The organism is Chloroflexia bacterium SDU3-3 (assembly GCA_009268125.1).
In the GTDB taxonomy this organism is placed as follows: domain Bacteria; phylum Chloroflexota; class Chloroflexia; order Chloroflexales; family Roseiflexaceae; genus SDU3-3.
Genome location: WBOU01000012.1, coordinates 108752 through 124406, shown reverse-complemented (window position 1 = coordinate 124406; position 15655 = coordinate 108752). Strand labels below are relative to the sequence as shown.

The window sequence follows — 15655 nt, the reverse complement described above, 5'->3', positions numbered from 1 at the left end:
TAGAATGCGGCCAGAGCGCCCAACGATCACACGTTTGGCAACTACATCTGGTGGACAAGGAGGCATACACGGCGCGTGTGTATGTAGGGGCGCAGCGCGGCTGAGCGATCAGCACGCGCGGCAGGGCGGACCCGTCGGCGGGGTGGCGGGCATGATTCCTGCCATGGCCTAGGGTGTCGGATCAGCGTCGATCACGCAAGTGCGCCTTCGGTGGTGAAAAGGAGATAGCCATGCTAGGGCTAAACGGACTTAATGGGCTGAGCTCATTCGAGCAGAGCGCGGTCTGGGCCGTGCTCGCTATTTCAATCTTGGGGATCGCCTACGCCTTCCTGCTGCGCTCGCAGATCCTGCAGCAGGACAAGGGCACGCCGCGCATGCAGGAGGTCTGGGGCTTCATCAAGCAGGGCGCAAACGCCTACCTGAGCCGCCAGTTCCGCACCATCAGCATCCTGATCGTGGTGCTGACGGTGGTGCTGGGGGCCAGCGTGGCGATCATCCCGCCCACGCGCGAGGCCGAGGAGCTGTTCGGCGCTGGCGCGACTATGGCCGTGGCCATCGGGCGCGCGCTGGCGTTCCTGATGGGCTCGCTGTTCTCCTACGCGGTGGGCTTCGTGGGCATGAACGTGGCGGTCGAGGCCAACGTGCGCGTGGCCGCCGCCGCACGCAAGGGCTATAACGCCGCCATGCAGGTGGCCTACCGCTCGGGCACCGTCACCGGCATGCTCACGGTGGGCCTGGGCCTGCTGGGCGGCACGCTGATCTTCCTGTTCTTCGGCATCGCCGCGCCCGATGCGCTGCTGGGCTTCGGCTTCGGCGGCAGCCTGATCGCGCTGTTCATGCGCGTGGGCGGCGGCATCTACACCAAGGCCGCCGACGTGGGGGCCGACCTGGTGGGCAAGGTCGAGGCGGGCATCCCCGAGGACGACCCGCGCAACGCGGCGGTGATCGCCGACCTAGTGGGCGACAACGTGGGCGACTGCGCCGGTATGGCCGCCGACGTGTTCGAGAGCTTCGAGGTGACGATCGTCTCGGCGCTGATCCTGGGCCTGGTGCTGGGCGACGCCGCGCTGGGCAGCATGTTCGACGGCCAGTACGACATGCGCTTCGTGATCTTCCCGCTCATCCTGCGCGGCATCGGCGTGGTGGCCTCGGTGATCGGCAACATGGTTGTGCGCACCGACGACCGCCGCCGCAACGCCATGGCAGCCATGAACCGCGGCTTCTACCTGGCCGCGATCGTGGCCGTGATCGGCTTCGCGGTGGTCTCGTTCTTCTACATGCAGGGCGACTGGCGGCCCTTCCTGGCCACCATCACCGGCATCCTGCTGGCGATCGTGCTGGACAAAGTGACCGAGTACTTCACATCCACGCACTTCAGCCCGGTGAAGGACATCGCCAAGGCCTCGCAGACCGGCTCGGCCACCAACATCCTGGGCGGACTCTCGCTGGGCCTGGAGTCGAGCGTGTGGGCCGTGGTGGTGATCGCCATCTCCATCCTGGCCTCAGTGCTGATCTACGGCGGCATCGCCGACCCGACACTGCAGTTCACATCCATCCTCTACGGCGTCTCGCTCACCGGCATCGGCATGCTGACGCTCACCGGCAATACCATCTCGATGGACTCGTTCGGCCCGATCTCGGACAACGCCAACGGCATCGGCGAGATGTCTGGGCTGGACAAGAACGCCCGCAACGTGATGGATGACCTAGATGCGGTGGGCAACACCACCAAGGCCGTGACCAAAGGCATCGCGATCGGCTCGGCGGTGATCGCGGCGGTGGCGCTGTTCGGCTCGTTCCTGACCGACACCGGCAAGGTGCAGCAGCAGCTGATCGAGCAGGGCGTGGCGGGCGTCACCGTGCTGAGCGGCATCAACGTGGCCTCGCCGCTGGTGTTCATCGGCCTGCTCATCGGCGGCGCGGTGCCCTTCCTGTTCTCGTCGCTCACCATCCGGGCGGTGGCGCGCGCCGCCGGCCAGATCGTGAATGAGGTGCGACGGCAGTTCCGCATCCCCGGCGTGATGGAGGGCAACGTGCTGCCCGACTACGCCCGCGCGGTGGCGATCTCGACCACGGCGGCGCAGAAGGAGCTGATCAGCCTGGGCCTGATCGCGGTGCTGGTGCCCATTCTGGTGGGCTTCCTGCTGGGCGTGGAGGCGCTGGGCGGCTTCCTGGCGGGCATCATTCTGGCCGGGCAGCTGATGGCGGTGTTCCAGTCCAACGCGGGCGGCGCGTGGGACAACGCCAAGAAGTACATCGAAGATGGCAACTACGGCGGCAAGCACTCCGAGCCGCACAAAGCCGCCGTGGTGGGCGACACCGTGGGCGACCCGCTGAAGGACACCGCAGGCCCGGCGCTCAACCCGATGATCAAGGTGATCAACCTGGTGTCGCTGATCATCGCGCCGATCATCGTGAACGTGGTGCGGCCTGGCCAGGGCCTGGGCGCGGGCGTGATCGTGGGCATGGTGCTGTGCACGCTGGCGCTGGCCTGGGCGATCTGGCAGTCGAAGCGCGACACCCCCGAGGCCGCGATCGAGACGGCCACCCCCGCCCCGCGCGGCGCTGCCGACTAGCGACCCAACCCACAACGAACCGAAAGGCGGGCGCACATGTGGTGCGCCCGCCTTTGTGTGCCAAGCATCCGTCGCCCAACGATGCTTCTCTATCTATAGGCGGTGCAGAAATACAAGCAAGCGCGGCGCGAGCGCCACAATTGCCACCAACGATCATCTTCCCCCCCTTGCCGCCGCCAACCGCACGATAAACCACTCTATCATAGCGCACAGCGCCGAACGCGCGCACGATCACCGCCCGCACTCCAAGAGCAAAAATACCCCCAGCAAGCGATCTTCACCCACCGCCACGCCCGCGCGCGAATCGTCAAGGAACATCATCAAAGGGAGAACAAGCCATAACCGCTACGCTCTAGCCTTCTGCAAAAATCATGCTACTATTGAAACCGTACTGCAACGTGCCCTTGTATGGAGGATACTGTGCGATGACGCAGGAATATCGTATTGAGAAAGACTCGCTCGGTGAGGTACGCGTGCCTTCCGATGCGCTCTATGGTGCCCAGACCCAGCGTGCTGTCGAGAACTTCCCGATCAGCGGGATGAAGCCCTACCCGGCGTTCGTGTGGTCGATGGCCACGATCAAGCGCGCCGCAGCCGAGGTCAACCTCGACCTGGGCCTGCTGGATGAGAAGCTGGCCAAGGCCATCGTGGAGGCCTCGCAGGAGGTGATCGACGGCAAGCTGAGCGCCCACTTTGTGGTCGACCCGTTCCAGGCTGGCGCTGGCACCAGCCACAACATGAACGTGAACGAGGTGATCGCGAACCGCGCCAACCAGATCCTCGGGTTCGCCCTTGAGGATCCGAAGAAGCCGGTCAACCCCAACGACCATGTGAACATGGCCCAGTCGACCAACGACACCATCCCGGTCGCCATCCGCCTCGGCTGCCTCTGGCGCATCGAGGAGCTGCTGGCCGCGATCGACGGCCTGGCCGACGCCCTTGAGCAGAAGGCCAAGGAGTTCGACCACATCGTGAAGTCGGGCCGCACCCACCTGCAGGACGCGGTGCCCGTGCGCCTGGGCCAGGAGTTCGGCGCGTACGCCCGCGCGGTGCGCAACGACCGCGAGCGTATCAACACCGCCGCCAACCGCCTGCGCCGCATCGGCATCGGCGGCACCGCCACCGGCAGCGGCCTGAACGCCCACACCGAGTACCACAGCCGCATGGTCAAGCGGCTCTCCGAGCTGCTGGGCAGCGAGCTGCACGAGTCGGGCGACCTGTTCGAGTCCATGCAGAACATGGGCGACGCGGCAGATTTCTCGGCCTCCATCCGCACGCTGTGCATCACGCTGGTGCGCGTGGCCAACGACTTCCGCATGCTCTCATCCGGCCCCACCACCGGCCTTGACGAGATCCGCCTGCCCGCCGTGCAGCCAGGCTCCTCGATCATGCCCGGCAAGGTCAACCCGGTGCTGGCCGAGATGCTGAACCAGGCCTGCTTCCACCTGCAGGGCAACGACCACGCGATCGCGCTGGCCGTGCAAGCTGGCCAGCTTGAGCTGAACGTGATGATGCCGATCATCGCCCACAACCTGTTCGAGATGATGCACGTGCTGATCGGCGCGGTGAAGGCCTTCACCACCAAGTGCGTCGTGGGCATCACCGCCAACGAGGAGAAAGCCACCGGCTGGCTGGCCAAGAACCCCATCCTGGTGACGGCGCTCAACCCCAAGATCGGCTACCTGAACGGCGCTGCCGTGGCCAAGGAGTCGCTGGCCACCGGCAAGACCATCAAGCAGGTGGTGGTCGAGAAGGGCCTGCTGAGCGAGGCCGAGGTGGACGAGCTGATCGACGCCCGCAAGATGACCGAGGGCGGCATCCAGGGCGTGGGCGCTGGCGGCTAGTCCCAGCGCACATCCCCGCACATCCTACGGCGGTCGGGCACGCACATGCCCGACCGCCGTAGTGTTTCCTCGGCCCTTGGCCCGATCTGCCCCCGGCCCCTAGGTGCTACCATACGCGCTGTTGTCACCCGCGCGCAGTGAAAGGCACGCCACCATGGAGCTTCGACCGTTTACCCACGAGATGCTGCCCGAGGCCGGGGCCATGCTGGCCGCCCGCCACGCCGCCGACCTCGCGGCCATGCCGATGATCGCCCCGCAGTACGCCCAGCCCCAGCATGCCGAGGCCGCCGTGGCCGCGCTGCTGGAGCGCCCCCACGCCCATGGCGTGGCAGCCTTCGCGGGCGGCCAGCTGCGCGGCTACATGATCAGCGAGCTGATCTTCGACGCCACCTGGGGCCGCGTGGCCTGGGTGCGCCTAGCTGGCAGCGCCACCGCGCCAGGCCAGGGCAGCGAGCTGCTGCGCGACATGTACGCCCACCTAGCCGTGGGCTGGGTCGACCAGGGCTGCTACGCCCACTTCGCCACCATCCCCGCAGCCGACCCCAGCCTGCTGTTCACATGGTCTACGCTCAGCTTCGGCATCGAGCACATGTACGCCCTGCTCGACATCGCCAGCCTCGCGCCGCGCGACCCGCAGCCCGGCATCTCCATCCGCCGCGCCACCAGCGCCGACCGCCAGACCATGGCGGGCTTCTCCGACCTGATCTGGCGGCAGCAGGTGCAGTCGCCCTGCTGGGCCTTCACCGCGCCCGAGCGCGCCGCCGAGCTGCCCCCGCTCTACGGTGCCGAGGTCGACGACCCCGAGGTCACGCTCTGGCTGGCCTTCGACGGCGACCAGCCGGTGGGCGTGCAGGAGTTCTGCGCGGCGGAGGAGGCGCCCGACAAGCTGCTCTACCCGGCGGGCTGCACCGAGCTGTCGATCGGCGGCGTGACCGCCAGCCACCGCGGGCGCGGCATCAGCGGCGCGCTGCTCTCCCACGCGCTGCGCGAGGCCGCCGCCCAGGGCATCACCACCTGCGCCACCGACTGGCGCAGCACCAACCTGCTCTCCTCGCGGGTGTGGCCGCACCTGGGCTTCCGCCCCGTGGCCTACCGCCTGACCCGCCGCATCGACCAGCGCATCGCCTTCGCCGCGCGGTAGAGGAAACCGATTCACCACGAAGACGCCAAGGCGCAAAGAGGAGAAAACCGTTTACCACCAAGACGCCAAGGCACCAAGAGTCAAGAAAAAAAGAGCGAATCGCCAGCCCCACTCACTCGGCCCATGCGGCGAAGGTGCCGCTCATGTTTTGATGGCCATATGCACGAACATCAGCCGCCATATTTCGGCATAGGAATGCCTCAAATTGGGGGTTTCGAAGGGGGCATCGCCCCCTCGCGGGGTTGCTAGGGGCTGGCCCCTAGCCGCCGCCCGCGCAGAGCATCCACCCACCAAACACGCGGAACCATCATCATCGAGGCCGCGGCCGGTCAGGCCGACCGGGCAACGCTCCAAGCATTGCCCGGCCAGCCCGACCCCATCCCCTTTCCTCCCTTCATGTCTTCGCGTCTTCGTGGTAAAACCATCCCCTTGTGGGAAAACACCTCGGCATTAGGCAAAAAGTCGCATGGCCACGCACGGATGTTCTGGTATACTAGGCCGACATCCTTCCTAACCTAGAAGAGCACCGCTATGCACCTCACCGCCAGCGCCGCACGCGCGCTCATGCTGGCCGCCCAGGGCCTGCTCACCCCGCCCGACAGCCCCGCCGCCAAGGCCGACGTCCTCGCCGCCATCCAGCGCATGGGCATCCTTCAGATCGACACCATCAGCGTGGTGGCCCGCAGCCCCTACCTGGTGCTGTGGAGCCGCCTGGGCAGCTACGACCCACGCTGGCTCGACGAGCTGCTGGCCGAGCACGCGATCTTCGAGTACTGGTCGCACGAGGCCAGCTTCCTACCGATCGAGGACTACCCGCTCTACCGCAGCAGGCAGCTGGCGGGCGCAGCGCGGGCCTGGAAGTACATCCAGCAGCACTTTGACGAGCACGGCCCCGAGATCCAGCGCCTGCTCGACACCGTGCGCGAGCGCGGGCCAGTCATGTCCGCCGACTTCGAGCGCACCGACGGACAGAAGGGCACATGGTGGAACTGGAAGCTGGAGAAGCGCCTGCTGGAGGCGCTCTACACCACCGGCGACCTGATGATCACCCGCCGCAAGAGCTTCCAGCGCGTCTACGACCTGCGCGAGCGAGTGGTGCCCTGGTGGGATGACGCCCAGGCCCCCAGCCTGGACGAGGTCCACCGCCAGTTCGCGCTCACCACCGCGCGCGCCCTGGGCGTGGTGCTGCCGCGCTGGCAGGCCGACTACTTCCGCGTGAAGAAGCAGGGCGGCGCGGCGCTGCTGGCCCAGCTGGCCAGCGAGGGTCTGCTAGCCGAGGCGACAGTGGAGGGCTTCAAGGAGCCGGGCTACATCCACCCCAGCCTGCTGCCGCTGGCCCGGCAGGCCGAGGCGGGCGCGCTCACGCCCACGCTCACCACGCTGCTTTCGCCCTTCGACCCGCTGGTGTGGGATCGCAAGCGCGCCCTCGACCTGTTCGGCTTCGACTACCGCATCGAGTGCTACACCCCCGCGCCCAAGCGCCGCTACGGCTACTTCACACTGCCCATCCTCTGGCGCGGCCAGATCATCGGCAGGCTCGACCCCAAGGCCCACCGCAAGCAGGGCATCTTCGAGCTGAAGGCGCTCCACCTGGAGCCTGGCGTGCAGCCCACCGCCCAGCTGCTGACCGACCTGGCCGGGGCCATCCGGGCCTGCGCGGCCTGGCACGGTACCCCGCAGGTGCAGCTGGGCATCAGCGACCCGCCCGAGCTGGCCGCGCTGCTCCAGCCGCTGCTCGTGGGGTAAAGAGAACCGATTCACCACGAAGGCGCAAAGACATGGCAGATGGTCAGACAGCGCGAAAAGGGAGGCAGAAAAGGGCAGAGGGAAACAGACTTTTAACAGAACTCTAGCGCTTTTTATTTGATAGGAGTTGCTGAATAGAGTACAATAGGGATCGCGACGAATTAGCAAATATCAATTGGCATCAGGAGGGGTTCTGAGGCTATGCCTACCTATGTCTACAAGTGTGACTCGTGCGGCGCCCAGTTCGAGCAGTTCCAATCCTTCAAGGACGAACCTATCCGAACATGTCCCTCGTGCGCAGGGGCCGTGCGGCGAGTCTTCCAGCCGGTGGGCATCGTGTTCAAGGGCTCAGGCTGGTACATCACCGATAGCCGCAAGTCCAGCAGCGCGACTGTAGGGACGAGCGACGACGCGAGCAAGACTGATTCTGCCAAGGGCGGCGAGGCCAAGACCGAGGCCAAGGCCGAGGCCCCAGCCAGCGCCAGCCCTGCAAGCGATAGCGCAGCGAGTACCAGTGCGAGTTCTTCGACCACAGCATAACACCACCAGCGCAGGTCTATCTGCCTCCCCGAAACATCTGCTTGCCTGGGGCAAGAGGGCATCGCACGTCTGTTGTTAGGGGCATTGCGCGGGGCACACACGTGCCCCGCTGTGGTGCCCCGCCCCTCTCTCTGCCCGTGGAACCGGATGAACTTTGGGGAGGTTTCTCTATGTCCTTTCGCTCAAGCCTGCTCACCCTGCGCGATGACGTGCGCGCTATCTTCAAGAATGACCCTGCGGCCAGCTCTATCTTCGAGGTTCTGCTCTACCCAGGGCTGCACGCCATCCTCTTCCACCGCGTGGCCCACCGCCTGTGGCAGGCGCGGGTACCCTTCCTCCCCCGGCTCATCTCCCAGTTCGCGCGGTTCCTCAGCGGCATCGAGATCCACCCCGGCGCAACCATTGGCCGAGGCTTTTTTATTGATCACGGTATGGGCGTGGTGATCGGCGAGACATCCGAGATCGGCGACTGGGTGATGCTGTACCAGGGCGTGACCCTGGGCGGCACCGGCAAGCAGAAGGGCAAGCGCCACCCCACGCTGCACGACCACGTGATCGTGGGCGTGGGCGCGAGCGTGCTGGGCGCGATCACCGTGGGCGAGGGCGCGCGCGTGGGCGGCGGAGCGGTGGTGGTGAAGGATGTGCCGCCGCACTCCACCGCCGTAGGCGTGCCCGCCCGCATCGTGGCCACCCGCGACCCGCGCACCGGCACCAGCCGCCGCGTCGAGCAGCTGCCCGACCCCGAGGCCCAGATGCTGCGCGGGCTGCGCAGCAAGGTCTGCGAGCTGGAGGAGCGGCTGGAGAGCCTGGAGGATGTGACCAACCACCACACCGCCCACCACATGAACTTCCAGATCGCATCCGAGCAGCTCTGGGCCACGCTGGGCGAGAATGGCAAGGAAGACCCCGAAGAGCAGTACATGCTTGGCGAGGGCATCTAGCGCCCGCCAAGTGAGCACCGGCTGGCAGCAGCCGCATTTTGATAGTAGGAAGAGCGCATGAGCATCCAGATCTACAACACGCTTTCCCGTAAGAAAGAGCCGTTCGAGACGATCGAGCCGGGCGTCGCCAAGATCTACGTCTGCGGCGTCACCGTCTACGATACGGCCCATATCGGCCACGCCATGTCGGCCATGATCTTCGACGTGGTGCGGCGCTACCTCGAGTACCGTGGCTACGCCGTGCAGCACGTGGTGAACTTCACCGATGTGGACGATAAGATCATCGCCCGCGCCAACACGCTGGGGCGCGACCCCAAGGAGCTGGCCGAGAGCTACATCGACGAGTTCATGGAGGATCTGGGCAACCTCAACGTGCAGCGCGCCACGCTCTACCCGCGCGCCACCGAGACGATGCAGGAGATCCAGGACTTCATCAGCCGCCTGATCGACACGGGCTACGCCTACGAGGCGGGCGGCGACGTGTACTTCCGCGTGGCCAAGGACCAGGGCTACGGCAAGCTCTCAGGACGCAACCTGGGCGACATGATCAGCGGCACCCGCTTCGACGTGGACGAGCGCAAGGAGTCGGCAGCCGACTTCGCGCTGTGGAAGGCGGCCAAAGAGGGCGAGCCGTACTGGGAAAGCCCCTGGGGCCACGGGCGGCCCGGCTGGCACATCGAGTGCTCGGCCATGAACCTCAAGCACCTGGGCGAGCAGATCGACATCCACGGCGGCGGCAACGACCTGGTGTTCCCCCACCACGAGAACGAGATCGCCCAGACCGAGAGCCTGACCCACAAGCCGTTCGCGCGCTTCTGGATGCACAACGGCATGCTCCAGATCCAGACGCCGCTGCCCGAGGGCGGCTTCAAGATGGAGAAGATGTCGAAGTCGCTGGGCAACGTGGTGACGATCCGCTCGTTCCTAGATGCGCACGACGCCGACGTGCTGCGGCTGGTGGTGCTCTCCAGCTACTACCGCAACCCGCTGGCCTTTGGCGAGGTGATCGTGGCCGACCAGGAGCGCAAGCTGGCCCGCCTGCTGAGCGCGCTGGAGCCTGCGGTGGGCAGCGCCACCGACGGCCCCGCCGCCGCGCAGCTGGCCGAGGTGGCGGGCGGCGCGACCCAGCGCTTCACCGACGTGATGGACGACGACTTCAACACCTCCGGCGCGCTGGCCGTGCTGTTCGAGCTGGTGAAGGCGATCAACACCGCGCGCGACGGCGGCGTGGGCGGCGAGCCGTTCGCCCAGGCCCAGGCCACCCTGCGCGAGCTGGCCGGGGTGCTGGGCCTGCGCCTACAGCCCAAGGCTGGCAAGAGCCAGGACAGCGCGCCCTTCATCGAGCTGCTGATCGAGCTGCGCGCCGAGCTACGCAAGGCCAAGCAGTACCAGATCGCCGACAGCATCCGCCAGCGCCTAGACGCGCTGGGCGTGACACTAGAGGATGGCCCGCAGGGCACCCGCTGGAAAGCATCCCGCTAGCTAATTCCGCGCTCTCGCCCGCAGCTCTGGCGCGGGTGGGGGCGCTTCTCTTTGCACCGAAAACCCGATCTTCTATGCCGCTGCCGCAGGCCACGCCCGCGCCAGCCGCCACACGAGAAACACACATGAGCTGGATTGAGATTGCTGTCGATGTCGATCGCGAGGCCGCCGAGCCGGTGAGCGACCTGCTGGCCCAGTACGGCTACAACGGCGGGGTCGTGCTCGACCAGCCGATTGTGCCAGGGGTGGATGGCCCCGAGTACACCTTCGACGACCAGCGCCCCGTCACGCTGCGCACCTTCATCCCGGTGGACCAGTGGAACGAGGAGCAGCGCAGCCGGATCGAGCAGGCCCTTTGGCACCTAGGCCAGATCCGCCCCGTGAGCGAGCTGCGAGTCAAGCCGCTGCAGGAGGAGGACTGGGCCAACGCCTGGAAGGAGCACTACAAGATCCAGCGGCTGGGCGAGCGCACAGTGATCGTGCCCTCGTGGCTGGAGTACGAGCCGCAGGCGGGCGATGTGGTGCTGCGGCTCGACCCCGGCATGGCCTTCGGCACCGGCCTGCACCCCACCACCCAGCTCTGCATCGTGTTCATGGAGAAGTACGTCACCCCCGACACCAGCGTGCTCGACCTAGGCTGCGGCTCGGGCATCCTGGCCATCGCGGCGGCGCTGATGGGCGCGAACACCGTGCTGGGCCTAGATACCGACCCGATCGCCGTGGAGGCCACGGTGCAGAACGCCACGGTGAACGGCGTCGAGAAGCAGATCCAGGCCGCCGAGGGCAGCCTGGGCGCGGGCGCGAGCTTCGGCCACTGGCTGGGCGCGAGCGCGGTGCCCGGCCAGCACGAGTACGCCAGCATCACGCCCGACGCCACCTGCGACCTGATCGTGGCCAACATCATCGCCAAGGTGCTGGTGGCGGTGGCCCCCGACATGCACACCGCGCTGAAGCCCGGCGGCATCCTGATCAGCTCGGGCATCATCGCCGAGCGCGAGGACGAGGTGGCGCTGGCCTACGCCGCCATGGGCTTCGAGCGCCTAGAGCGGCGGCAGCAGGGCGACTGGGTGGCGCTGGTGCACCGCAAGCCGGAAGCCTAGCCATGGCCAAACGTCACGCACACGGCGGGCGCAGGCAGACACTGCAGAGCAACACCTACCGCTTCTTCGTGCCGCCCGAGAGCATCCGGGGCGACGCCGTGCAGATCGACGACGCCGAGCTGATCCACCAGATCAGCTCGGTGCTGCGGCTGGACGCGGGCGACCAGGTACTGCTGCTGGACAACACCGGCTGGCAGTACAGCGTGACCCTGTCGGATGTGCGGCGCGGCCTAGTGGCGGGCGAGGTGGGCGAGCGGGCGCTGGTGGCAAGCGAGCCGCGCTCGCAGATCACGCTCTACCTGGCCCTGATGCGGCCCGAGCGCTTCGAGTGGGCGCTGCAGAAGAGCACCGAGCTGGGCGTGGCCGCCATCGTACCGGTGACCAGCGAGCGCACGCTGCTGGCCGACAGCGGCGACCTGAGCGAGCGCAAGGCCGAGCGCTGGCGCAAGATCATCCGCGAGGCCAGCGAGCAGTCGCGCCGGGGCCGCGTGCCGCATCTGGCCGCGCCCATGCCGCTGGCCACGGCCTGCGCCCAGGCCGCGCAGGGCGGCACTGCGCTATTCCTCTGGGAGGGCGCGGGCGCGCAGCCGCTGCGCCAGGCCCTGGCCGCCGCCCGCAGCGCCGCCGAGCCGCAGCAGATCGCACTGGTCAGTGGACCGGAGGGCGGCTTCGCCGACCACGAGCGCGAGGCCGCGCAGGCCAGCGGGGTGCTTCCCGTCACGCTGGGGCCGCGCACGCTGCGCGCCGAGACCGCGCCGCTGGCCGCCCTGGCCGCCGTGCTCTACGACCTGGGCGACATGGACTAGGCCCACCCCACAGCCCGCGACCGACCGACCCTGGCGCATGCGGCACCCGTATGCGCCAGCGCTGTCTTCCCTGGGCATCACAGTCAACGCGAAAGGAGCACCACCCATGCGGCGAATCGCATCCTCGCTACGCAGGCCCGCCCTCGCCATCCTGCTGCTGGCCATTGGGTTCGCCGGGGGCTGGCTATGCGCCAAGCTGCTGCCGGTGGGCGGCGACATCGTAGCGCTGGTGGGGCCGGGGATGGGCGCGAACAGCGCCACGCCCGCCGCCCTGCGCGATCAGTTCAGCAGCTTCTGGGAGTCGTGGAACCTCGTAGAGAACGAGTTCTACCGCCAGGGCGACCTCGACCGCAAGAAGATGATCCAGGGCGCGATCAAAGGCATGCTGGGTGCGCTCGACGACCCCTACACCATCTACCAAGAGCCGCAGCTGGCCGCGCTCACCACCGAGCACATGCAGGGCACCCAGGAGGGCATCGGCATCTACCTGCGCATCGGCGAGGGCACGGCCTTTGTGGATCGCCCGATCAAAGGCTCGCCGGCGCTTCAGGCCGGGCTGCAGCAGGGCGATGAGATCGTGGCGGTGGATGGCGAGCAGATCGCCGCGCTCACGGCGGGGCTGGATGTGAACCAGGCCAACGTGGCGGTGGCCAGCAAGATCCGCGGCCCTAAAGGCTCACAGGTCACACTCAGCATCCGACGCGGCGGCGACAGCTTCGACGTGACCATCACCCGCGACACGATCGTGATCAGCAGCGTCAGAGCCCAGATGCTGCCGGGTGGCATCGCCTACATGAAGATCACCGACTTCAAATCCAGCACCACCGCCGACTTCGACGAGACCTGGAAGGAGCTGCAGCCCCAGCAGCCCACGCGCATGATCCTCGATCTGCGCAACAACCCCGGCGGCTATCTGGTGAACGCGCAAGAGGTGTTGGGGCGCTTCTACGATGGCGCAGCGCTGTATGAGCAGGGCGGCGACGGCAGCCTGAAGGAGCTGCCGACCATCGGCGGCGCGAAGGTAGGCGCGCTGCCCCTGGTGGTGCTGGTGAACGGCGGCTCGGCCAGCGCCAGCGAGATCGTGGCCGGGGCGCTGCGCGACGAGCGGCCCCAAACCTACCTGCTGGGCGAGAAGACCTACGGCAAAGGCTCGGTGCAGAACATCCACACGCTCAGCGATAGCGGCAGCATCCGCGTCACCATCGCCCACTGGCTCACGCCCGGCAAGAGCGCCATCCACAAGGTGGGTATCACGCCGCAATTTGTGGTGCCCTACACCGAGGATGCGGCGGACGCCGCGCCCTGCGTGGCCGATCGCGCGCCCACCGAGGGCCAAAGCACCTGCGCCGACAGTCAGCTGGCCTGGGCCATCCGGCTGCTGGTGGATGGCAAGCAGCCGCCAGCAGCCGCAGCCGCCAAGTAGCGGCTAGGCCCCTGCGGGCACATACGCCACCGCGTCGCCCGCCCGCACCTCGCCCTCGGCCAGCACACGGGCGTAGAGCCTGCTCCAGCCGGGATGGAGCTTCTGCGAGATGCGCGTGAACGCACCCTCGCTAAACGACCCCGCGATGTTCTGGCAGGGCGACGCGTAGCCCGTGATCTCCAGCACCACGCCCGCACCGATGCGTAGCCGGTCGCCCAACTGCACCGCATCCCAGTCCACCCCCTGCACCGTCAGGTTCTCGCCGGTGGTGCCGGGGGCGATGCCGTGGCCCTCGGCATTCAGCGCGGCGATGCGCTCCTGGGCGTAGAGGCACACCGCCCGATCTGGCCCGCCGTGATGGACCAAGTCGCGCTGGCGATCGCCGCGCACCCCCGCCGATGTGACCATGGCCGACGCGACCGCTAGCTTCGGCACGCCGCCCTCGGGGTTGACGCTCACCTGGATCACGTTTCCCCTCGCCTCATATGCGCTCATCACACCCTCCATCTCTTTACAAACATCGGTCTATTTTACCTACTTTCCCACATATGTCCATCATATATCGCTAAAATCTTGCTCATCGCTACATTTCTTGAAACCCAGCCCTTTTCAGCATAGCAACGAGCGCCAGAAGAGCAATAGCGCCCAAACTCGATCAACAAACGGCAATTCATTGCAGGTGGTGGAAGATGCTATTTGTTCAGATGCCTGACTGATCAGTTAGGAACAGGCATCTACCAAACATCCAATCAAGAGATTGTGCTGCGCCTCTTGACATAGCACAGTTGTTTCTTTATAATTTGTACCAATTGCTACATAAGTTCTAGAGAACATACATGCGGGAAGAGAATGTACCAAGAAACAATCTGCCGTAGCACTCCGCTGCGGCCATTATGAAGGACACAGCCATGCGCACGGCGGACAACAACCTTTCGCAGCGACAGACTGAAATTCTGCAGTATATCCAGAGCTTTGTTGAGGAAAATGGCTATCCACCGGCCATCCGCCAGATCCAGGACGAGCTTTCGATCTCGTCCACATCGGTTGTGGCCTACAACCTCAAGGCGCTGGAGCAGAAGGGCCACCTGAAGCGCGAGGGCAAAGTCTCGCGCGGCATCAAGATCCCCCAGCTTGCCCCGGCGGCGGTGCAGATCCGCACCGGCGGCCAGGTGCCGCTGCTCGGTATCATCACCGCTGGCCAGCCCCTTCCCGACCCCGAGATCACCAGCCCCACCGAGGCCGAGCTGATCAGCGTGCCCGAGGCCGTGGCCCCCGCCGAGCGCCTGCAGGATGTCTACGCGCTGAAGGTGCGCGGCTACTCCATGATCGACGCGCTGATCAACGATGGCGATATCGTGCTGCTGCGCTACCAGGAGACCGCCGAGAACGGCCAGATGGTCGCCGCCCGCATCCAGGATGAGAACGCCGTCACCCTCAAGATCTTCTACAACGAGGGCAACCGCGTGCGCCTCCAGCCCGCCAACGTGACGATGGACCCGATCTACGTCAGCCCCGGCAACGTGCGCATCGAGGGCCGCGTGGTCGGCGTCATCCGCTCGATGTTCTAGGCCCTCCCCAGGCATGCAAAAAGGGCGTCGGCGATATGCCGACGCCCTTCTCTTATGTCACGCTACAGGCCCAGGCGCGGGCGGAACTTGTAGCCGTAGACCAGCAGGCCATCCTCGCCTAGGTCGCGCAGCTTGCGCGTGACCATCTCCACCGGCATACCGATGCTGGCCTGCTCAGGGTTGCAGTCGGTCAGCTGCGCCGTGACCACCGGGCCATCATCCAGCGCGATCATGCCCAGGATGTAGTAGGGCTGCTCGTAGCCCTCGGGGGCCTGCCGCACCACCGAGAACGAGAACAGCGTGCCCGTGCCGCGCAGCGCATATGGCTCCCAGCCCTCGCCCGCATCGGCCACGGGAGGGAAGCGCACCTCGCCCGTGGCAGCGTGGCGCTGGCCCTCCAGCCGATAGCGCTGGGCATTCAGCCGCCAGTGCTTTGCCAGATCCATATCGTAGCTCCTCACTATCGCTAGCGGGCCGCGCCCATCCAA

The 15655-nt window shown here is 66.6% G+C and carries 13 protein-coding genes; 11 read left to right on the top strand and 2 right to left on the bottom strand.

Annotation, left to right across the window (positions count from 1 at the left end; translation table 11 throughout):
- Positions 1–230: 230 nt before the first annotated feature.
- From F8S13_19085 to F8S13_19040, 10 genes are all read left to right on the top strand, one after another.
- Positions 231–2576 (top strand): sodium-translocating pyrophosphatase, encoded by a 2346-nt coding sequence (locus tag F8S13_19085; protein ID KAB8141510.1) that lies wholly within the window; start codon positions 231–233, stop codon positions 2574–2576.
- A gap of 425 nt (positions 2577–3001) precedes the next feature.
- Entirely contained in the window at positions 3002–4420 is a 1419-nt protein-coding gene (locus F8S13_19080; GenBank protein ID KAB8141509.1) for an aspartate ammonia-lyase, read from the top strand.
- Positions 4421–4574: 154 nt separating this feature from the next.
- Positions 4575–5561: a GNAT family N-acetyltransferase gene (locus F8S13_19075; GenBank protein KAB8141508.1), complete on the top strand. Its 987-nt coding sequence runs from the start codon at positions 4575–4577 to the stop codon at positions 5559–5561.
- Positions 5562–6092: 531 nt separating this feature from the next.
- The gene (locus tag F8S13_19070; protein ID KAB8141507.1) at positions 6093–7307 is read left to right on the top strand and encodes a winged helix-turn-helix domain-containing protein; all 1215 of its coding nucleotides are present in this window, start codon (positions 6093–6095) and stop codon (positions 7305–7307) included.
- A gap of 201 nt (positions 7308–7508) precedes the next feature.
- A complete protein-coding gene (locus F8S13_19065) occupies positions 7509–7847 on the top strand; it encodes a zinc ribbon domain-containing protein (GenBank protein ID KAB8141506.1) in 339 nt (112 codons plus the stop codon).
- A 170-nt stretch (positions 7848–8017) separates the two neighbouring features.
- Positions 8018–8788, top strand: a complete 771-nt coding sequence (gene cysE / locus F8S13_19060) for a serine O-acetyltransferase (GenBank protein ID KAB8141505.1) — start codon at positions 8018–8020, stop codon at positions 8786–8788.
- Positions 8789–8845: 57 nt separating this feature from the next.
- Positions 8846–10270 (top strand): cysteine--tRNA ligase, encoded by a 1425-nt coding sequence (locus F8S13_19055; protein KAB8141504.1) that lies wholly within the window; start codon positions 8846–8848, stop codon positions 10268–10270.
- Positions 10271–10395: 125 nt separating this feature from the next.
- A complete protein-coding gene (locus F8S13_19050; GenBank protein ID KAB8141503.1) occupies positions 10396–11370 on the top strand; it encodes a 50S ribosomal protein L11 methyltransferase in 975 nt (324 codons plus the stop codon).
- 2 nt (positions 11371–11372) lie between these two features.
- Positions 11373–12176 (top strand): 16S rRNA (uracil(1498)-N(3))-methyltransferase, encoded by an 804-nt coding sequence (locus tag F8S13_19045; protein ID KAB8141502.1) that lies wholly within the window; start codon positions 11373–11375, stop codon positions 12174–12176.
- A 106-nt stretch (positions 12177–12282) separates the two neighbouring features.
- Positions 12283–13599 carry a S41 family peptidase gene (locus F8S13_19040; GenBank protein KAB8141501.1) on the top strand — a complete coding sequence of 439 codons (1317 nt, stop codon included), beginning with the start codon at positions 12283–12285 and terminating at the stop codon, positions 13597–13599.
- 3 nt (positions 13600–13602) lie between these two features.
- Here F8S13_19040 and F8S13_19035 read toward each other — a convergent pair whose 3' ends face one another.
- Entirely contained in the window at positions 13603–14094 is a 492-nt protein-coding gene (locus tag F8S13_19035; GenBank protein ID KAB8141500.1) for an MOSC domain-containing protein, read from the bottom strand.
- 413 nt (positions 14095–14507) lie between these two features.
- Here F8S13_19035 and lexA point away from each other — a divergent pair, with 413 nt between their 5' ends.
- The gene (gene lexA / locus F8S13_19030) at positions 14508–15167 is read left to right on the top strand and encodes a transcriptional repressor LexA (GenBank protein KAB8141499.1); all 660 of its coding nucleotides are present in this window, start codon (positions 14508–14510) and stop codon (positions 15165–15167) included.
- 62 nt (positions 15168–15229) lie between these two features.
- On the opposite strand, the gene F8S13_19025 is transcribed toward lexA, so the two are convergent.
- The gene (locus F8S13_19025; protein KAB8141498.1) at positions 15230–15613 is read right to left on the bottom strand and encodes a Zn-ribbon domain-containing OB-fold protein; all 384 of its coding nucleotides are present in this window, start codon (positions 15611–15613) and stop codon (positions 15230–15232) included.
- Positions 15614–15655 lie beyond the last annotated feature (42 nt).